Origin of the sequence: Mesorhizobium sp. RCC_202 (genome assembly GCF_041355295.1) — a bacterium.
In the GTDB taxonomy this organism is placed as follows: Bacteria; Pseudomonadota; Alphaproteobacteria; order Rhizobiales; family Rhizobiaceae; genus Mesorhizobium.
In genome coordinates this window covers 17,392-36,927 of the sequence record NZ_JBFUPO010000012.1, presented here as the reverse complement: position 1 = coordinate 36,927, position 19,536 = coordinate 17,392, and the positions used below count along the sequence as shown (strand labels likewise).

Here is a 19,536-nt window from a genome sequence, read left to right as displayed (position 1 = left end):
GCTCAATTGCTTCGGCGGGCGCGCAGGACGTGTCCGCCGGAATTGCTCCGGCCACCGCTCGGGCTTCGGCCAAAGCGGCCGGCGATGTCGCCGCTGTCGAGATCCTCGATCTGGTCGAAGCCTAATTCGATCAGCGATTTCGCCAGTTCGCCTGGCGTGAAGAAGCTGATCCAGGGCTCGCCGATTGCGGCGACGCGCGCTGCGTAAAACGCAAGTGCTGCCTGCCCCGCTGCATTGCGGTTCTCGGCCGGTTCGCTGTAGTCGAGGACAACCTCCGAGCCCGGGGTGCCGGCGATGTAGGACAGAGTGGCGAAGATCGCGTCCCGCGTCAGATAGGGCACGACTCCCAGCCAGATGAAAAAGCTCGGACCAGCTGCCTTATGACCCGCGGCGGCCAGTTCCTCGGCCAGGCGCTGCCGCTCGAAGTTGACCGGCACGAAGGTGACGTTGGATGGTTCTGCGAGGCCGGCTTCGGCGATACGCCGGCGTTTCCAGGCTTGCGTCGCCGGATGATCGACTTCGAAGACCGCGAGGCCCGGATGCGGATTGCGCAGCGAAAACGTGTCGAGACCGGCGCCGAGCACCACAAGCTGGCGAACGCCGCGCTGCACCGCCGCCGCCAGCCAATCCTCGGCGAGGCGGGCGCGCGACGCTACGAACAGGCGCATGCGGCGGCCATGCTCGTCCTCCCGCTCGAGTTCTTGAGCGTCGAGCGCGGCTTCGCCCAGAATGGCGTTCGCGAAGGGATCGCGAAACAACCCCGCTTGCGGTGAAAACTGGTGCAATGCGCGCAAACGCGCGACCCGCAGGGCGGTTCGGCTGGGTGATGAGTCTTCCATGTCCGTATTCAAAGCTGTGCCGCAATCGGTTCGCAAGCCCGTGCGCCCGGCCTGCGACACCGCTGGCGACATTTCCTGACGAAGCGCTCTTTACCTGACACGGCACTCCCTCTAAAACCGCGCCCGTCGGCCGTCATCCCATAAAGATTTGACGCATCCGGCCAACCTCTGCACGTCGCACGCATCCTGCGGCCTGCATTTTACCACCCGCGCTCGTTTGCGGGACTGGATAGGAGAATTTCGATGCTGAATTCCGTTTCCCTGACGTTTCCCGATGGCTCCGTCCGCGAGTACGACGCGGCGATGACCGGCGCCGGTCTCGCCGAATCGATCTCGAAGTCTCTGGCCAAGAAGGCTGTGGCCTACAGCCTCGACGGCACCGTGCGCGATCTTTCCGATCCGCTCGGCAAGTCCGGCAAGGTCGAGATCATCACCCGCGACGATCCGCGCGCGCTGGAGCTCATCCGCCACGACACGGCGCATGTGCTGGCCGAGGCCGTGCAGGAATTGTGGCCGGGAACGCAGGTGACCATCGGGCCGGTGATCGAGAACGGATTCTATTACGACTTCGCCCGCAACGCGCCGTTCACACCGGAGGATTTCCCGGTGATCGAGAAGAAGATGCGCGAGATCATCGCGCGCAACAAGCCGTTCACCAAGGAAGTCTGGTCGCGCGAGAAGGCCAAGAAAGTGTTTGCCGACAAGGGCGAGCGCTACAAGCTCGAGCTGATCGACGCCATTCCCGAGGATCAGGACCTCAAGATCTATTCCCAGGGCGACTGGTTCGACCTGTGCCGCGGTCCGCACATGGCCTCGACCGGCCAGATCGGCAATGCCTTCAAGCTGATGAAGGTGGCCGGCGCCTATTGGCGCGGCGATTCGAACAACCCGATGCTGACGCGCATCTACGGCACTGCCTTTGCCGACCAGGCGCAACTCGAAGCCTATGAAACGCTGCTGGAAGAGGCCGAAAAGCGCGACCATCGCAAGCTTGGCCGCGAGATGGACCTGTTCCATTTCCAGGAGGAGGGGCCGGGCGTCGTCTTCTGGCACGCCAAGGGCTGGAAGATGTTCCAGAACCTGGTCAACTATATGCGCCGCCGCCTCGACGAGCACGGCTATCAGGAGGTCAACGCGCCGCAGGTGCTCGACAAGAGCCTGTGGGAGACGTCCGGACACTGGGGCTGGTATCGCGACGCGATGTTCAAGGTGACGGTCGCCGGCGACGAGACCGACGACGACCGCATCTTCGCGCTGAAGCCGATGAACTGCCCCGGACATGTGCAGATCTTCAAGCACGGGTTGAAGTCTTATCGAGAACTACCCGTAAAACTTGCAGAGTTCGGCAATGTGCATCGCTACGAACCGTCGGGCGCGCTGCACGGTCTGATGCGCGTGCGCGGCTTCACGCAGGACGATGCGCATATCTTCTGCACCGAGGAGCAGCTTGCCGCCGAATGCCTGCGCATCAACGACCTGATCCTGTCGACCTATGCCGATTTCGGCTTCGACGAGGTCAGCGTGAAGCTGTCGACGCGGCCGGACAAGCGCGTCGGCACCGACGAAGCTTGGGATCATGCCGAAGCCATCATGAACAACGTGCTGGATACGATCCGCACACGCTCGGGCAACCGCATCAAGACCTCGATCAATCCGGGCGAGGGCGCCTTCTACGGTCCGAAGTTCGAATATGTGCTGAAGGACGCGATCGGCCGCGAATGGCAGTGCGGCACCACGCAGGTCGACTTCAACCTGCCGGAGCGTTTCGGCGCCTTCTACATCGGCTCGGATTCGGAAAAGAAGCAGCCGGTGATGGTGCACCGCGCGATCTGCGGCTCGATGGAGCGTTTCCTCGGCATCCTGATCGAGAACTATTCCGGCCATTTCCCGCTGTGGTTCGCGCCGGTGCAAGTGGTGGTGGCGACGATCACCTCGGATGCCGACGACTATGCCGTGAAGGTCGCCAAGCAGTTGAAGGCGGCCGGACTGACGGCCGAGCTCGACCTGCGCAACGAGAAGATCAACTACAAGGTGCGCGAGCACAGCCTGGCCAAGGTTCCGGTCATCCTTGTCTGCGGCAAGCGTGAGGCGGAAGAGGAGACGGTCAACATTCGCCGGCTGGGCTCCCGCGACCAGGAGTCGCTGACGCTCGCGGATGCGGTGAAGCTGCTCACCGACGAGGCGGTCTCGCCGGACCGCAAGCGCCGCGCGGCCTGACCCTCGACACTTCGTAAGGATGGCGGTGGAGCGATCCACCGCCATTTTCATATGCCTGTCACGCCAAACCTGTAACGAGCCGCCATGCTCAAGCTGAAACTGCGGGAACGACGCTTTCCCGAGCTTTCCTACGCCAGCCCGCATCAGCCTGTGCTGACGCGCTGGTTCATCCATTCCGTCGAGGGCCTGTCGGGCCGCGATCGCTTTGCCGTGCTTTATGATTACTGGCGCCGTCAGGTGGTGCCGACCGGCGACCGCGTGTTCAGCCGCATGCTGGAACTGATCGACGTGAAAGTCCGCAACGCCGTCCAGTGGCCGCCGGCCGCGCTGCCGGATACGCCGCTGGTCATCGTCGCCAACCATCCCTTCGGCATCGGCGACGGCATCGCGGTGCTATCGCTGGTCGAGCAGCTCGGCCGCCCGTTCCGGGTGATGATCCACAAGGATCTCTTGCGAATCCGGGAGATGGAGCCGTACTCGCTGCCGATCGACTTTTCCGAGACCAAAGAGGCGCTGAAGAACAATATGGCGGTGCGCCATGAGGCGGTGCGCTTGTTGAAGGAAGGCGTCACCATCGTGATCTTTCCCGCCGGCGGTGTCGCCACGGCGCCCAAGGTTTTCGGCCGCGCCATCGACCTGCCGTGGAAGATGTTTCCGGCAAAGCTGGTGCAGGAGGCCAAGGCCTCCGTCATCCCGATGCATTTTTCCGGTCAGAACGGCCGTCTCTTCCATCTCGTCAGCGGCCCGATGAACATGGCCGAGCGCGACAACCGCTTGGCCAAATTCATCGGCAAGGCCTCGCTGACGCTGCGCCTTTCCTTGCTGATCCGCGAGTTCGCACGGCTTTCGGGCAAGGCGATCGAGGTCCGGGTCGGCGACGTGCTGAGATGGAATGAACTCGAACCACTGCGCGATCGCAAGGCGCTGCTCGACCGCCTCTATCGCGCGGTCTTCGACCTGGCGAGCCCGGCGGCGCAGCGCGGACGCGTGCCGTTCCTGCCAAAGCGGATGCGCAAGGCTGCCTGAAAGCTTACAGCCGGCTCAGTCGGCGCCTTCCTCGGGGTCGATGGCCGAGGACTCGTTGGCCACAACCTCGATTTCCTGGTTCTGGCCGGCAACGACCGTGAAATCCTTCTGGTAGATACGGTCGCGGTTCTTGGCGATGATGGTGTATTGGCCCTCGGCCAGCACCATGGAGGCGAAAGCGCCGACCGCTTCCTTGATCGGATCGCCGGATTCATTGAGCAGCGACCAGGAGGTGTCGGCGATCGCTTCGCCGCCGGGCTCGCGCACAAGCTTCATCGTCATCTCGGCGGCGCGGTGCTCGACCGTCGCTTCCGTCAGCTTGCCTGCCTCGACGCGGATGTCGGAACGGATCACGGCGTTGACCGCGCCATAGGTCGAAACGACATGGTAGGTGCCGGCGTTGAGCCGCACCACCGTGTTCGGCGCGACATCGGGCGCAATCAGCGGGCGCTCGCCATTGGCCGCTGCCTCGCCTTCATAGATCGAAAAGCGCAGCTTCTTCGACTGGATGGGCGCGCCGCCGGACGTCACCGCGTCGAGCTTCAGGCCGCCGGCGTCGAGAACGAGATTCTCGCGCCTGGCTTCCTTGCCGACCGTGATGCGCTTGGTGGCGCCGGCCCGGCCATAAGAGGCGTGCACCAGATAGCTGCCGGGGTCGAGCTGGAATACCGCCGTGCCGCCATGCGAGGAGGCAACCATCGGCAGCTTGCCGTCGCTGGTGGGCTCGGGCTTGAACACCCGCCAGACAATGCCGCGGGTGATGTCGGTGCCCTTGTCGGTCAACTGGGCGGAAAGCGTGATGGCGCCGCCATTGCCGAGCGCCAACGGCGCCCCGCTCTTCGGCGTCGCGTAGCTCGAAATACCCGGAAGTTTGATGTCGCCGGTGTCATTGGCGTTCTGGGCCAGCGCGAAGGAAACCGGCACCGCGAACAACGCGGCGACGAGCGCGATCACGAAAAGGCGCAGGCTCCCCTCAAACATGCCTTGCGTTGAAGCCCATGGCGGTGGCAATTTCAAGGCCTGGGCCGGATGATTTCCATAGCGGCTGCTTATCCGGCGCAAAACGCCACCGCCCGAGCCGCCCGACCTGCCAATGGCGCGCTTCAGCTCAAAAATCGAATGCCTTTCAGGAGACCACGCCATGGCGTCGCCGATCATCGACTTCCTGCTGACCCGCAACTCCGCGCCGATCCCGGACCTCAAGGAACCGGCGCCGAGCGACGCCGACATCGCGACCATGATCGCGGCGGCCTCGCGCGTCCCCGATCATGGCCGGCTCGAGCCCTGGCGCTTCATCCTCTATCGCGGTGAGGCACGCGCCGAGATCGGCAGGAAACTGGCGGCGCTCGCAGAGCAGCGCGAGGGTCCGCTGCCCGAGAACCGCCGCAACCAGGAATTGGCGCGTTTCTCGCGCGCGCCGCTGGTGATCGGCGTGGTGTCGGTGCCGAGGGACAATCCCAAGATCCCGCAATGGGAGATGTTTTTATCGGGCGGCATGGCGGCCATGAACCTGATGATCGCGGCCAACGCACTGGGCTATGGCACCAACATGATTTCCAACTGGTATTCCGACGTGCCGGAGGGCAGGGCGATCCTCGGGCTGTCGCCGCAGGAGCGCGTCGTCGGCTTCGTTCATATCGGTTCCTATCAAGGACCGGCACCTGAACGGCCGCGGCCGGATCCGGCGAAGCTTTATGCCGACTACAGCGGGCCTTGGGAGAAGTAGAGCGTTCTACCGACGTCGTGAGGGAACGTGGCCCAGCTCATGGCCCTTCGAAGATGATGCCGAGGCGATCGTCGAAGGATTGGCGCGACGCGCCGTCATCACGGCGCGCACATAGCCGGGCTCGCCGATGCGGATGCTGCCGTCGGGAAGCCCCAGAATACGGTCGAGCGCGATCTCGTAGAGCCTGACGCGCTTCTCGAGGGCCTCTACAGCGATTTCCATGTCGGCATGGCTGCCGCCGGCGATGGCCTTGGCGACCACGTCATGCGTGGCCATGCCGAACTGCATGACGATGTCGGCGACGCCTTCCGGATCGAAGGTCCGGAAGGTCCCGTCCTTGACGCCTTGCCTGATGATCTCGACCAGAACAGGTGAGAAGGATGCGCTGGCGGCGAGGTTGATGCGGTGGAAGAGCACCAGGTTCTCCGGGCGGAACAGCGTCTCGAACAGCGCCCAGGCTTCGGCGGCGGTATCGATCTTGGCCTGCCGCGACGTCGCCATCAGCGCATTCAGCCGGCCGAGCGGATCGAGGTCCGGATCGTCAAGCACGCCCTGCACGCCGGCGAGCGCCTGTCTGGCAAAACGCTCGGCCAATGCCTCCAGCAGCGCCTCCTTGGAGGGAAAGTAGTGATAGAAGGCGCCTTTCGAGATGCCGGCGGCCGCGATCACGTCGTTGAGGCTCGCTCTGTCGTAGCCATGCGTCAGGAACAGGGCCTGGGCGTGGTCCAGCAGTTCTTCGCGCCTGAGTTCCGGATGCTTGATGATGCGAGGCATGGCGAAAACCTTGTGCATGCGACGGCCGGTCGCGTCCAGAGCATAGGACGTGTCTTGAGTTATAGACCATCGGTCGGTATAATAGACCACTGGTCGTATTCGGCCAATTTGCAACAGGCGAAACATCATGGAAGTCGGTCATGATCTTTAGATTGGTTGTCCAGACATTCGTATGGTTCGGCGTCATGGGGGCAGTTCTGTTCCTGTCGGCAGGCACGCTGCACTGGACCGGAGCTTGGGTGTACATAGTCGTGATGGTCGGGCTAAGCCTCACAATGGGCGTGGCGCTCGCCCGGCGAGACCCCGGCCTGATGAATGAGCGGCTGGGCCCTCCGATCCAGAAGGACCAGACCGCAGCCGACAAGGTCCTGCTGTCAATACTGCTCTTCGCCATCTTTACCTGGCTTGCCTTGATGGGGCTCGACGTCCGCTATGGCTGGTCGGCGGTGCCTCTCTGGGTGCAAGTGGTCGGCGTGGTGGTGCTGCTGATCAGCATCTGGATCTGCTATCTGACGATGCTGGAGAACAGCTTCGCGGCACCGGTTGTGAAGATCCAGGAGGGACGCGGGCAGAAGGTGATCACCACAGGTCCCTACAGCTATGTGCGGCATCCGATGTATAGCGGTGCCATCCTCTTCTTCGCCGGCACGGCGCTTCTGCTAGGTTCCTGGTGGGGGCTGGCATCGGTGCTTTTCTTCCTGGCGCTGCTGGCCATCCGCACCTTCATCGAGGAGCAAGCGCTGCGAACCGGCCTGCGGGGCTATGACGAGTACGCGGCGCGTGTTCGTTCTAAGCTGATCCCGATGGTCTGGTAGCGACAGGCCTCAGATAGCAATTCCTGCCGCCCTGGCGCGCGCCAGAAGCCGTTCGGCGAGCCGCAAATGCGGCCGGTCATACATCTTGCCGTCGATGCCGACGACGCCCGGATTTCCGGCTGCCGCGAACGCGTCGACAACCGCTTGGGACCGCGCGACCGCCTCCGCCGATGGCGTGAAGGCGGCGTTGATGACCGGCACCTGCGCCGGATGGATCGCCATCTTGCCCGTGAAGCCGTCGCGTTCGGCCTCGCGGCATTCGGCCTCGAAAGCGGTCATATCGCGGAAATCGGGAAACACGGTATCGATCGCGGCGACCTCGGCCGCGCTGGCGGCTAGAATGGTCATAGTGCGCGCAAGGCGGAACACGTCGGTATAGCGGCCGTTCTCATCACGCGCCGAGCGCGCGCCGATGGCCGCCGAAAGGTCCTCGGCGCCCCAGGTCAGGCCGGCAAGGCGCGCACTTGCGCCGGCATAGCTCGCCGCCGCCAGCACGCCCGCCGCGGTCTCGGTGATGATCGGCAGGATCCTTATGCCGCCATCCGGCAAGCCATTTTCAGCCTCACGCACCCTGAGCTTCGACGCCAGTTGCTGGACATCCTGTCCGTTGTTCGACTTGGGCAGCATGATGCCGTCGGGTTTTGCAGGAACGAGTGCCGCCAGATCATCGTCGGTCAGGCCTGTCGAAAGATCGTTGACCCGCACATAGATGGCAGAGTTGGTCTTTTGCCTCCGGCTCGAGATGAAGCTCGCCGCGACAGCGCGCGCGGCGAGCTTGTTGGCCGCAGCGACGGAATCCTCGAGATCGACGATGATCACGTCGGCGCCTGCGCTGAAGCCTTTTTCCAGCTTGCGCTCGGAATCGCCTGGCACGAAAAGCAGCGAGCGCATCAGGCCGGCCTCTTCAGCATCATCGCCTGCCTGGTGCATTTGGCGACAAGAACGTCATTTTGATTGTAGGCGCGGTGTTCGAATTCGACGATGCCGCGGTCGGGTTTCGATTTGGACTCGCGCACCGAAATCACCGTCGTCTCGACCCGGATGGTATCGCCGTGGAACACCGGGTGCGGAAACACCGTCTCCTTCATGCCGAGATTGGCGACGGTGGTGCCGACAGTGATGTCGTTGACCGAAATGCCGATCATCAGGCCGAGCGTGAACAGCGAGTTGACCAGCGGTTTGCCCCACTCGGTCCTGGAGGCGAAATCGAAATCGATGTGCAAAGGCTGCGGGTTCAGCGTCATCACCGAAAACAGCATGTTGTCGCTTTCGGTGACGGTCTTGCGCAGCGTATGGCGGAAGACATGGCCGGCGACGAACTCTTCCAGATAAAGTCCGGCCATGGTTCGATTTCCTCCATCTGTCGCCGGTGATAGGCGCTGCGTTTGCCGCTCGCAAGCCAGTTAAAGCGCGCCTCGCTGAAACGGATTCAGTCGACGCGCCTTAACTCTTTGTTTGATGCATGTCGTTGTCCCAGAACCGCCGCACACTTCTGGGCGACATGCATTAATAAACATGGTGAACCGTTCGTAAACCATTTCCAGCCTACCGTTTCCCTTGGGGCCGGGACATTTCGGCAAGGGGCGTAGCTGGTCGGCATGGTTGTTTCGCATTTTCTAAAATGGATCGACACGGCGAGGGTTTCCGAGCGCGCCGCAGCCGCCAGCGCGCTGGCGCGCGCCTATGTCAATTCCGACCTGCCGTTCGAGGACCGCTGCGCCGCCGAGGCAGCGCTGACGCTTCTGCTGGACGACGCGTCTTCCAAGGTGCGTCAGGCGCTCGCCGAGGCGCTGTCGATGAGCCATCACGCGCCGCCGCAGGTGATCAGCGCCTTGGCCGCCGACCAGCCGGAAGTCGCGGCTACGGTGCTGGCACGTTCGCCGTTGCTTACCGATGCCGATCTCGTCGAGCGCGTCGCCAGCGGCCAGAAGGCGACGCAGAAGCTGATCGCCAATCGCCCCGTCGTTTCGATGTCGCTGGCGGCCGCGATCGCCGAGATCGGCGAGCCGGAAGCCTGCGCCGCGCTGGTCGCCAACAGCGGCGCCGAGATCGCCTCGCTGAGCTTTCGCCGCATGGCCGAACGGCACGGCCATCTGCCGCTGGTGCGCGAGGCATTGATTGCCGATCAGCGCTTGCCGGCCGACTGCCGTCACATGCTGCTGGTCAAGCTCGGCGAGACGCTGAAAAGCTCGCCGCTGGTGCTGGCGATGATGGGCGCAGCACGCGCCGATCGCGTCATGCGCGACGCTTGCGTGAAAGCCTCGGTGACGCTGATCGAGGGAACGCGCATGGAAGAGCATGCGGCACTCATCGAGCATCTGAGATTGCGCGGCGACCTCACCGCCAGCTTCATCATTCGCACCATTGCGCATGGCAAGGTGGACTTCTTCGGTTCGACGCTGGTGGCGCTTGCCCAACAATCCGAGCAGCGGGTGACGGCGCTGCTCGCAGGCGGCCACGACGTGGCCCTGCAGGCGCTGTTCCGCAGCGCCGGGCTTGCCCCGGCGACGCACGCCATCATCCTGCGCGCGCTCAAGATATGGCGCGAGGTCGCCAATGGCCGGCGCGTCGCGGGCGTGCAGGAAGTCAGCTGGCTGATGCTGAAGGAACTCGGCGGGCAATCGGCCGAGGGCGATCTGGCGGGGCTGGTGAAGTCGATCCATCTCGACGCGCTGCGCGAGAACGCGCGTGGGCACGCACTGGCGATTGCGGCAGCATAGGGTCCGTTGACATTCGGGTGATGCCGGCGTGCAAACGGCTGATAGCGGCGCTTGCAATGCTCACCGTATGCTCCGGTTCTCGGGAACCGCCATGTCGCTCGAAATTGTCACAAGCGCGTGGTGATAGCCACCACCCAGTCCGGCAATGCCCGTTCAAGGCCGGTCTGCACCGTGCGATCGAAGCCCGACAGGGTCATCACGCCGGCAATCATCAGCAGGGCACCCAAGGCCATTTTGATGCGGCCTGACGCGCCAAGAAGCCGACCCCGCCAACGCAGCAGCGCTTCGCGGGACATCAGAGCCAGAGCCAGCAGCGGCAATGACGTGCCGATGCCGAAAGCCATCATTGTCAGAATGACGCTGCTGAGGTTCTCGCCGCGCGCGGCCATGATGGAGGCCGCTCCGAGCGTCGGGCCGACGCAGGGTGTCCATATTGCACCGAGCAACGTCCCCACGCCGAATTGACCACGGATGCCGGAGGTCGAGAAGCCTCCGAAACGGCTCTGTGTCCAGTTGCTGACTGGACCTGCCGTTGTCGCGAACTGCGTCTGGAAACGCGGCACGAGAAGCACCGCGCCGACCAAGATCAGCAGCACGGCTGCAGCCATACGAAAGACCGTCATGTCGAGGCCGATTGAGAAACCGATCGTAGCGACGAAGACGCCTATTGACGTGAAGGAGACAGCGACACCGGCCGCCAGGGCCAACGGTGCCAGCCGATGTTCCGCCACCGCGCCGGTAAGAACGACTGGGAGCAAGGGCAGCACGCAGGGCGAGAGGATCGACAGAACACCGGCAAGCAAGGCGAGCAGCATGTCACAGCGCCTCGCGCAGCAGCGCTTCGATTACGGCAGGGTCTGTCTGTCCGGTCTGCCGGTCGACCTCTTTGCCGCCCTTGTAGACGATCATCGTGCTTTGCATCTGGACACGGTAGCGACCCAAAATCTCCTTCTGCGTGTCGAAGTCGACATCGAACTTCTTCATGTTCTTGAAGTCGGGCGAGGCCAGCAACGAGGCCACGACCGGCTTTTGCGCCTGACAGACTTCGCACCACGGCGCTGTGACGTGGATCATGACTGGACCACCAGCCTTGAGCGCTTCGTCGAAACCGGGAATGGTTTCGTCGCCATTGTGGCCCAGCGCCGGGCCGACGGCGGCAGCGATACCGGCAGCAGCCGAGATGATCAGAAAGTGACGACGTTGCATGTTATGCGATCTCCTTCCAGTTTGATGCGGCGAGTTCGGGGGCAAAGTGATCGAACGGGAGATCTGCCGCTTCGGCCGCCTCCGAGGGGGCGGTGATGGTGAGAACCGCTCCGTGAGAATTGCTCTTCAGGTCAAAGGTGAGGAAGGCGCAGCAGGTTTGCTCCTTGCGCATCAAATCGGTGACCTGTTCCAGTGCTTCTCGCCCATAGGTCAGTTTGAGGGACAGCGGCGTGCGCTCTGCGTGACGAAGTGACCGACGGGCCAACGCGCGAATGCCAGCGACACGCTCCTTGAAATCGGACGCGCCAAGGGTGCAGGCGATGGACAGCGCGTCATTCTCGGCCGCAGGGGCGCAGGACGGTCCGCAGTTGCATTCGTCCTGGGCCATCAGTGACTCGAACGTGGCGGCACGCAAGGCTTTGCGGCGTGAGAGGAAATAGACCCCGCCGAGCGGCACAGCGAGCGCGAGGAGGCCAAGGCCCCACGTACACGCAGCATCGGCGATAGCTACCAGGCTCGTGCCGACCAGACCCGCCGGCACCACGGCGACGGCGCAGCAGGCCGCACAGGCGGTGGCGGTGGCGGTACCAGCCCATTTCAGGGTGCTGTTCATCAAAACGGCCTTTCCAGTTTCTACCTTGGCAATGGCGTACTCCTTCAAGTAACTTGAGGTTCAAGGAGTTTTTTCGATGAACCTTCACATCCGCGTGTTCGGCATTGGGGCGCTCGCAAAGGCCGCAGGCGTGACGACGCCCACCATCCGCTACTACGAAGAGATCGGTTTGCTGCCTCCCGCTCCTCGGACTGCCGGTGGTCAACGCACCTATGACGACGACGATCTGGGGCGGTTGACGTTCATCAAACAATGCCGGGACTTCGGCTTCGGTATCGATCAGGTGCGCCTGTTGTTAGACCTGTCGATCAGCACCGACCGGGACTGCGTGGAAACGCGTGACATTGCCCAAAGGCATCTTGACGAGGTTCGCGAGAAGCTCGCTGAGCTACGGCTGCTCGAACGCCGACTGGAGAGCTTTGTGACGCGCTGCAATGCCGCCTGTGCCGGCGGTCCCGGCCAAGACTGTGTGATCTTCAAGGACATGGCCGCGCCAACCAAGGGCGGCTGCTGCAGATGAGCGTGCCACAAGCCGCTTAGGGCTTCAGCCTCGACCCCTCGCAAAAAAATCCGGATGGTCTTCCATTGCCGCCGCGATGATGCGCAGCGAGGCGGCGATTTGCAGCATTTCGAGCCGGTCGCTGCGTTCGGCGATGGTGGCCGCATATTGGCGCGCCACGGCAATGGTCGCGGTTTGCGGCTCGCCCGGTCGTCTGAACAGCAATTCCCGCGCCAGGCCGCGCAGGAAATTGGCGATGGATTCCGCAGTCTCGCGCGCCACGGCGGAGTTCAGCTGCGCGTGGCGGAGCCTGAGCACCTCCAGCCCGACGGTAACGGCGGCGATGCTGCCGCTCAACATGGGATCGCCCTTGCGGCCTGTCTGCTGCACCTGTGGCATCAACTGGTTGATCCGGTCATAGGCCAGGCTTTCGAAGGCCAGGCGCCGCGGGACGCGCTCATGCAGGCAAAGCCGCGCCAGGTCCTCGCGCATTGCCTGGCAGATACGCTCGACGGTGACCCAGGGATTGGCCGGCAGCACGACGATGAAGACGCCGATGGCAAGCAGGATGCCGACCAGGATCGACGCCGACCCGGCGAAGAATGGCCCGGGATCATAGATCATGCCCTGGTGCGGGCTGAGGAAGGCGAGGAAGTTGATGGCGAATGCGGTGGCGACGCCAACATGACGCGGATTGGCCATGCCGAGCGCCGCCGGCACCATGATCGGCACGACGAACAGCGTGAACCAGCCGAAGCCCGGAAGCGCCGGCAACGCGACCTGGCCAACCAGGAAGGCAAAGGGCAAGGCAATCAGCGTCCCGGTGAAGAAGCCCCAGGCCGACTGCACGGGATCGGGGCGTGAGGCAAACAGGCTGGAAACAACGGAAACGAGAATGACCGTCCCTGCCGCTTCCGACCATTTGGTGGTCAGCCAGAAGATCGCGACCAGCAGCGTGGCAAGCGCTGCCCGGACAGCGTTGCGCCAAGCGGCTTGATAGTCGCGGTGCACGACCAGCGCCGGCTGGCCCCGTTCACGCGATTGCCGGGACACAGGCGAGCGCAGCGCGTCCAGCCCGCGCATGACCTGCTTCAGCGCTTCGGCGAAGTCACCGGCTATGGTGAGGCGGGTGATGGTGCCGACCTTGTCGTCGCTGGTCTCGTCAGGAACGGCCGGCATTTCCTTTGCCTGGCCGGCGATCGCGTCGAGCCTGGCCACCCAAGGGCCTGTGTCATCCAGCGCGCCGGGCGTTGTAGCCAGCTCGCCGACGAAGGCTTTCAAGTCGCTGCGCATGGGGATGAGCGCCGCGTTCTTCGGCCTGCGGTGGCTGTGCAGCGCGCGCGCCGCCGAGAGCGCCCACAGAAGCTGTCCGATCGTGCGCCTGACGGGATGGGCGCGGGTTGCCAGGCTAGGCGCCTCGAGCCGGGCATAGGTGCGCATCTCGGCAAGCGTCTGAGCATCGGTGATCAGCTTGCGTTGGAGCGCGGCGAGACTTGCCGGATCGCCATCGGCGAAAGCACCGGATGCATATTCGGCGAGATCGAAAATGCTGCGCTTCAACCTGGAAATGATGGCGTCGGCGGCGAGCTTCGGTAGGATCAGCCGGCTGGTGACGCCGGCGCAGACGATGCCGATCACGATCTCGGCGCAGCGCGCCACCGCCAGGTCGACGACGCCATGCGGCTGGCCGAAAGCCGGCAGGCTGATGATCATCGCCGTGTAGCCGGCAAGAGCGGCGCCATAGGCTTCCGGATTGCGCAGCAAGGAGGAGACCAGCGTGCAGATACCTATCCAGACGGCAAGCGCGGTGACCAGCAGCCAGGGATTGGTGCCGAAAACGGAAGTGATGCCGACCGCCGCGATGCCGCCGGCAAGCGTGCCGAGCAGCCGGTAAAAGCCCTTCGCCAGCACCATGCCGGCAACCGGCTGAGCAACGATGAACACCGTCATCATCGCCCATTGCGGATGGTCGAGCTTGAGAGCGTAAGCCGCGAAAAGCGCGATCAGCCCGGCGGAAACCGTGCGGAGCGCAAAGATCCAGTCAGACCGGGTTGGCTGGATCAGTCCGCTCAGCGGTGTTTCGACAAGCTCTTTCAGCCGCGTCCAGGTCACATTCAACTCTCCGTACAAGAGCTGTTATGGACCAGCAGGCGTTCAGATATCCAGCACGTCCGTCTCTGCGAATTCGGCGCGCTCCTGGATGAAGCGGAAGCGTGCCTCGGGCTTGGTGCCCATCAGCGCGTCGACGGCATCCTTGGTGGATGAGCCGACTTCGTTCACATCGACCCTGAGCAGCGTGCGCTTCCTCGGGTCCATCGTGGTCTCCTTGAGCTGCGCGGCCATCATCTCGCCCAAGCCCTTGAAGCGGCCGATCTCGACCTTGCCGCGCCCGGTGAACTCGGTGCGCAGGAGCTCATCCTTGTGGGCGTCGTCGCGCGCATAGGCAACCTTGCCGCCTTGCCTGATCGAATAGAGCGGCGGCACGGCCATGAACAGATGGCCGCCGCGGATCAGGTTCGGCATCTCCTGGTAGAAGAAGGTGATCAGCAGCGAGGCGATATGGGCGCCGTCGACATCGGCGTCGGTCATGATGATCACGCGGTCGTAGCGCAAATCCTCATCGCGGTATTTCGTCCGCGTGCCGCAGCCGAGCGCCTGGATCAGATCGGAGATCTGCTGGTTGCCGGCGAGCTTGTCGTTGCCGGCGCTGGCGACGTTGAGGATCTTGCCGCGCAGCGGCAGCACGGCCTGGCTGGCGCGGTCGCGTGCCTGCTTGGCCGAACCGCCGGCCGAGTCGCCTTCGACGATGAAGATCTCGGCGCCGGCGGCGGCGTTCTGCGTGCAGTCGGCGAGCTTGCCCGGAAGGCGCAGCTTGCGCACCGCGCTCTTGCGCGAGACTTCTTTTTCCTGGCGCCGGCGGACACGCTCGTCGGCGCGCGCGATCACCCATTCGAGAAGCTTCGAGGCTTCCTGCGGATTGTCGGCCAGCCAATGGTCGAACGGATCGCGCAGCGCGTTTTCGACGATGCGCATCGCCTCGATGGTGGCCAGCCTGTCCTTGGTCTGGCCGACGAATTCCGGTTCGCGGATGAACACCGACAGCATGCCGGCGGCCGAGATCATCACATCCTCGGTGGTGATGACCGAGGCGCGCTTGTTGCCGATGAGATCGGCATAGGCGCGCAAGCCCCGCGTCAGCACATTGCGGAAGCCGGCCTCATGCGTACCGCCTTCGGCCGTCGGAATGGTGTTGCAGTAAGAATTCAAGAATCCGTCGCCGCCGAACCAGGTGACGGCCCATTCAAGCGAACCGTGGCCGCCCTGCTTGTCGCTTTTGCCGGCAAAAATCTCGCGCGTGACCTGGAATTCGTCGCCCAATGACGCCTTGAGATAGTCCTTCAGGCCGCCGGGGAAATGGAACTCGGCCTTGGCCGGGGTCTGGTCCTTCTCCTTGATCAGCGACGGATCGCAGGTCCAGCGGATCTCGACGCCGCCGAACAGATAGGCCTTCGAGCGCGTCATGCGATAGAGCCGGGCCGGCTCGAAGGCGCAGCCCTTGCCGAAGATCTGTTCGTCGGGATGGAAGCGGGTCCTGGTGCCGCGGCGGTTGTGCACTTCGCCGAGGTGCTCCAGGCCGCTTACCGGAATGCCGCGCGAGAAGCGCTGGCGGTAGAGCTGGCGGCCGCGAGCGACCTCGACCTCGAGATGGTCCGACAGCGCGTTGACGACCGAAACACCGACGCCGTGCAGGCCGCCGGATGTCTCATAGACCTTGGAATCGAACTTACCGCCCGAATGCAGGGTCGTCATGATGACTTCGAGCGCCGGCTTCTTGTATTTCGGATGCGGGTCGACCGGAATGCCGCGGCCATTGTCGGTGACGGTGAGGAAGCCGTCGGCGGAGAGCTCGACATCGATGAAGGTGGCGTGGCCGGCAACGGCTTCGTCCATCGAATTGTCGATGACCTCGGCAAAGAGGTGATGCATCGCCTTGTCGTCGGTGCCGCCGATATACATGCCGGGGCGTCGCCGCACAGGCTCCAGCCCTTCCAGCACCTCGATGTCGGCGGCGCTGTAGCCTTCGCTGCCATCACGGACGGTGCTCGAACGCTTGGCGGCCTGTACCAACGGATCGGCCGGCCGCGACGCTGCACGCACGGGCTGCGGCTGCTTTTCCATGTTGCCGAAAAGATCGTTATTGTCGTCCATGCGGGGCCTGGCGTTGGGTGGTGCGAATCACTCCTCGATACTGCCACGCTTTTGGCGGGCGAACGAGGTTCCTGTTCCGTTCAGGGATCAAACTGTCTCTTATTGCAAAACCATTCGATAACCAAGCCGGCCAAAATAGGGCGATCCGCCGGCCGTGGGATTCCTGATTCTTTAACAATGATGCCTAGCGTGAGTGGCAACTAACAAAAGACCACGGGCGTCAGGGGTTTCGTTGTGCGAGGCAAGGCCATAACCATGATCGGCATCGCCGCCGTCTTTGGCGCGATCTCGATCTTTGCCGCGGACTTCTGGGTCAAGAGCCAGGCGAAGGCCCAGCCCGAGATCAAGGTCGTCTCCGTCGCCGCGCCGCAGCCCAAGGTCGAATTTAAGACCATCGTGGTGGCTCAAGCGCCACTGCGCTACGGCATGGAGCTCGAACGGGCGCAACTCGCCGAAATTCCGTGGCCGCAGGATTCGCTGCCGCAAGGCGCTTTCGCCACGATCGACAAGCTGCTTGCCGACGGCAACCGGGTCGTGCTGTCGCCGATCGAGGTCAACGAACCGGTGCTGCTCACCAAGCTGTCGGGACCGAACGGCCGCGCCACCCTTTCCAATATGCTGTCGCCAGGCATGCGCGCTGTCACCATCCGCACCGACGAGATCGCCGGCGTCGGCGGTTTCATCACGCCGGGAGACCGGGTCGATGTCGTGCTGACGCGCGATGCCGGCGACATCCAGGAAGTGTCCAAGAACGCTCAGGGCGCGACCGGCTCGACGGTCACGTCCGAAGTCGTCGTTTCCGACGCCAAGGTGCTTTCGGTCGGGCAGGGCGCCGATGAACGCAAGACAGAGCCGCAGATCGCCAATTCCGTGACCATCGAGGTGACGAATGAAGGGGCACAGAAGGTGGCGCTTGCGCGCACCGTCGGCACCTTGTCGTTGTCCCTGCGTTCCTCGGCCGATGCCAGCGCCAGCAAGAGCGGGCTCACCACCATTTCGTCCTTCGGCGGCTCGGTGGCCGCAAGCGCGCAGGCGAGTGCCGCTTCGCTCTTGAACGCGGTGGCGAAGGACCAGGACGAGCCGAAGTTCAAGACGGTGATCGTGACGCGCGGCGACAAGGTCGAAGAATACAAGGTTCCTTCGCGGGAACCGCAGCAGGAACTGCAGCAATAGCCGGTGGGGACCGGCGGGGACGGGGCAAGATGTTTGGGCTTGATGCATTTCGGACGACCAGGGGGTGGCGCCTGCTTGGCGCAATCGCGTTGGCGATGCCGCTGGTAGTGGCTGGTTTGGCGGCGCCGGCCAGGGCGAGCAATGACGTCATCTACGTCTCGGCGACCCAGAATGCCTCCATCAAGGTGGCCAAGGGCAAGCCGAAGACGATCATGACGAGTGCTGCCTTCTACCAGATCGTCATCGGCGATCCGGAGATCGCCAATGTCAATCCGCTGACCGACAAATCCTTCTATGTGCTGGGCAACAATCTGGGCACCACCGGCATTGCGCTGTTCGACCAGAACAAGCAGCTCGTCGGCACCATCGACGTCGAAGTGACGCTGGATACCGACCAGTTGGCCAGCACCATTCGCGCCAGCGTGCCCGACGCCAAGATCAAGGTCGGCTCGGCCAACGGCCGCGTCGTGCTGTCGGGCGAGGCCGATGACGCGGTCGCCGCCGACAAGGCGAGCAAGATCGCCTCGCGCTTTTCCGGCAACGAGGAAGTGATCAACTCGGTCAACATCTCGTCCTCGCAACAGGTGCAGCTCAACGTCCGCTTCGTCGAAATCAACCGCCAGGCCGGCCAGGATCTCGGCGCCAAATACAGCGCCAATTTCGCCTATGGCATGGGCGGCCGCCAGGTCACCCTGGATCCGGGCACCATACCAGGGGCGGGCAATGGCGAAATCATCGGCAGCCTGTTGTCGAATGGTCTTTCGATCGACATAGCCATCAAGGCGCTGGAGGAGCGCGGCCTCGCCAGGCGCCTGGCCGAGCCGAACCTGATTGCCCGTTCCGGCCAAACGGCGAGCTTCCTTGCCGGTGGCGAATTCCCGATCCCGGTTTCGGAAGACAATGGCAAGATCAGCGTCAGCTACAAGAAATACGGCGTCAGCCTCGATTTCACGCCGACGGTGCTGAAGGATGGGCTGGTCAGCCTCGACATCGCGCCGGAAGTGTCGTCGATCGACGCGTCGGCCTCCTACAATATCGGCAATATTTCGGTGCCGGGCTTCATCGTGCGCCGCGCCAAGACGTCGGTCGACCTGAAGAACGGCCAGAGCTTCATGATCGCCGGCCTTCTGCAGTCGCAAAACGACATCACCACGTCGCGCCTTCCCGGCCTCGGCAAGCTGCCGGTGCTTGGACCGCTGTTTTCCTCGAAATCCTATCAGCGGCGCGAAACCGACCTGGTCATCATCGTCACGCCTTACCTGGTGAAGCCGGTCGATCCCTCGAAGAGGATGGTCGAGCCGACCGATGGAACGCGTCCGGCAAGCAGTGCCGACTATTTCCTGAACAACACCGAGGAAGTGGACGCCTCAGCGCCCAAGCGCCCGGTCGCGTTCGCCGACAGCAGCGCCGCCCGGCCCGCCGCGACGTCCGGTCACTTCCTCGATCTGCCGAAGGACTGAAGCCATGCGCATCACCCTCTGCATTGCTCTTTTGTCCCTCGTCGGCGGCTGCACCAGCGACGATTATGTGCGAACCGAAGGGGTGACCCCGGGGGCCGGCAACGCGCAGGCATCCAATACGGCCATGCAGATGGTCGACCCCTGGCAGTACGGCGTCCAGAACACCAAGCTCAGGGTGCCGGCCCAGCGCCCGGTCGCCGCGGCCGACCAGGCCGCCGGCGCAAAAGCCGCCTCAACGGCACCGTCGACAACTGATTGA

The 19,536-nt window shown here is 63.6% G+C and carries 19 protein-coding genes; 9 read left to right on the top strand and 10 right to left on the bottom strand.

Translation table 11 applies throughout. The features are described from left to right. Positions 1–2: 2 nt before the first annotated feature. Positions 3–839, bottom strand: coding sequence for an SAM-dependent methyltransferase (locus AB6802_RS24655; RefSeq protein ID WP_371012799.1), 837 nt, complete (start codon positions 837–839; stop codon positions 3–5). Positions 840–1,082: 243 nt separating this feature from the next. On the opposite strand from AB6802_RS24655, the gene thrS reads away from it, so the two are divergent. After that, positions 1,083–3,056 carry a threonine--tRNA ligase gene (thrS, locus tag AB6802_RS24650; RefSeq protein WP_371012798.1) on the top strand — a complete coding sequence of 658 codons (1,974 nt, stop codon included), beginning with the start codon at positions 1,083–1,085 and terminating at the stop codon, positions 3,054–3,056. Positions 3,057–3,140: 84 nt separating this feature from the next. Next, a complete protein-coding gene (locus AB6802_RS24645; RefSeq protein ID WP_371012797.1) occupies positions 3,141–4,082 on the top strand; it encodes a lysophospholipid acyltransferase family protein in 942 nt (313 codons plus the stop codon). Between the two features lie 15 nt (positions 4,083–4,097). On the opposite strand, the gene AB6802_RS24640 is transcribed toward AB6802_RS24645, so the two are convergent. Next, a complete protein-coding gene (locus tag AB6802_RS24640) occupies positions 4,098–5,063 on the bottom strand; it encodes a hypothetical protein (RefSeq protein ID WP_371012796.1) in 966 nt (321 codons plus the stop codon). Between the two features lie 160 nt (positions 5,064–5,223). On the opposite strand from AB6802_RS24640, the gene AB6802_RS24635 reads away from it, so the two are divergent. Continuing rightward, positions 5,224–5,808 (top strand): nitroreductase, encoded by a 585-nt coding sequence (locus AB6802_RS24635; protein WP_371012795.1) that lies wholly within the window; start codon positions 5,224–5,226, stop codon positions 5,806–5,808. Positions 5,809–5,814: 6 nt separating this feature from the next. On the opposite strand, the gene AB6802_RS24630 is transcribed toward AB6802_RS24635, so the two are convergent. Continuing rightward, the gene (locus tag AB6802_RS24630; RefSeq protein ID WP_371012794.1) at positions 5,815–6,582 is read right to left on the bottom strand and encodes a TetR/AcrR family transcriptional regulator; all 768 of its coding nucleotides are present in this window, start codon (positions 6,580–6,582) and stop codon (positions 5,815–5,817) included. A 140-nt stretch (positions 6,583–6,722) separates the two neighbouring features. Here AB6802_RS24630 and AB6802_RS24625 point away from each other — a divergent pair, with 140 nt between their 5' ends. Further along, positions 6,723–7,397, top strand: coding sequence for an isoprenylcysteine carboxylmethyltransferase family protein (locus AB6802_RS24625; RefSeq protein WP_371012793.1), 675 nt, complete (start codon positions 6,723–6,725; stop codon positions 7,395–7,397). Between the two features lie 9 nt (positions 7,398–7,406). On the opposite strand, the gene AB6802_RS24620 is transcribed toward AB6802_RS24625, so the two are convergent. Beyond that, entirely contained in the window at positions 7,407–8,288 is an 882-nt protein-coding gene (locus AB6802_RS24620) for a CoA ester lyase (RefSeq protein WP_371012792.1), read from the bottom strand. Continuing rightward, the gene (locus tag AB6802_RS24615) at positions 8,288–8,740 is read right to left on the bottom strand and encodes a MaoC family dehydratase (RefSeq protein ID WP_371012791.1); all 453 of its coding nucleotides are present in this window, start codon (positions 8,738–8,740) and stop codon (positions 8,288–8,290) included. The genes AB6802_RS24620 and AB6802_RS24615 overlap by 1 nt, the downstream gene beginning before the upstream one ends. A gap of 255 nt (positions 8,741–8,995) precedes the next feature. On the opposite strand from AB6802_RS24615, the gene AB6802_RS24610 reads away from it, so the two are divergent. Further along, entirely contained in the window at positions 8,996–10,117 is a 1,122-nt protein-coding gene (locus AB6802_RS24610) for a DUF2336 domain-containing protein (protein WP_371012790.1), read from the top strand. A 107-nt stretch (positions 10,118–10,224) separates the two neighbouring features. On the opposite strand, the gene AB6802_RS24605 is transcribed toward AB6802_RS24610, so the two are convergent. Genes AB6802_RS24605 through AB6802_RS24595 form a run of 3 tightly spaced genes read right to left on the bottom strand, consistent with a single transcriptional unit; the run spans position 10,225 to position 11,936 of the window. Next, complete coding sequence (locus AB6802_RS24605) at positions 10,225–10,932, bottom strand: cytochrome c biogenesis CcdA family protein (protein WP_371012789.1); 708 nt, start codon at positions 10,930–10,932, stop codon at positions 10,225–10,227. Position 10,933: 1 nt separating this feature from the next. After that, entirely contained in the window at positions 10,934–11,323 is a 390-nt protein-coding gene (locus tag AB6802_RS24600; RefSeq protein WP_371012788.1) for a thioredoxin family protein, read from the bottom strand. A gap of 1 nt (position 11,324) precedes the next feature. Continuing rightward, positions 11,325–11,936, bottom strand: a complete 612-nt coding sequence (locus tag AB6802_RS24595) for a hypothetical protein (RefSeq protein WP_371012787.1) — start codon at positions 11,934–11,936, stop codon at positions 11,325–11,327. Positions 11,937–12,012: 76 nt separating this feature from the next. Between AB6802_RS24595 and AB6802_RS24590 the strand changes: the two genes are divergently transcribed. Next, complete coding sequence (locus tag AB6802_RS24590) at positions 12,013–12,456, top strand: helix-turn-helix domain-containing protein (protein ID WP_371012786.1); 444 nt, start codon at positions 12,013–12,015, stop codon at positions 12,454–12,456. Between the two features lie 24 nt (positions 12,457–12,480). Here AB6802_RS24590 and AB6802_RS24585 read toward each other — a convergent pair whose 3' ends face one another. Together AB6802_RS24585 and parE are read right to left on the bottom strand one after the other, a co-directional pair. Then, complete coding sequence (locus AB6802_RS24585) at positions 12,481–14,547, bottom strand: FUSC family protein (RefSeq protein WP_371012785.1); 2,067 nt, start codon at positions 14,545–14,547, stop codon at positions 12,481–12,483. 42 nt (positions 14,548–14,589) lie between these two features. Continuing rightward, positions 14,590–16,644, bottom strand: a complete 2,055-nt coding sequence (gene parE / locus AB6802_RS24580; RefSeq protein ID WP_371012784.1) for a DNA topoisomerase IV subunit B — start codon at positions 16,642–16,644, stop codon at positions 14,590–14,592. 255 nt (positions 16,645–16,899) lie between these two features. On the opposite strand from parE, the gene cpaB reads away from it, so the two are divergent. The 3 genes from cpaB to AB6802_RS24565 all read left to right on the top strand — a co-directional run bounded on the left by cpaB (position 16,900) and on the right by AB6802_RS24565 (position 19,536). Continuing rightward, positions 16,900–17,817 (top strand): Flp pilus assembly protein CpaB, encoded by a 918-nt coding sequence (cpaB, locus tag AB6802_RS24575; protein ID WP_371012783.1) that lies wholly within the window; start codon positions 16,900–16,902, stop codon positions 17,815–17,817. 95 nt (positions 17,818–17,912) lie between these two features. Next, positions 17,913–19,277, top strand: coding sequence for a type II and III secretion system protein family protein (locus AB6802_RS24570; protein ID WP_371012931.1), 1,365 nt, complete (start codon positions 17,913–17,915; stop codon positions 19,275–19,277). A 4-nt stretch (positions 19,278–19,281) separates the two neighbouring features. Further along, the gene (locus tag AB6802_RS24565; protein WP_371012782.1) at positions 19,282–19,536 is read left to right on the top strand and encodes a hypothetical protein; all 255 of its coding nucleotides are present in this window, start codon (positions 19,282–19,284) and stop codon (positions 19,534–19,536) included.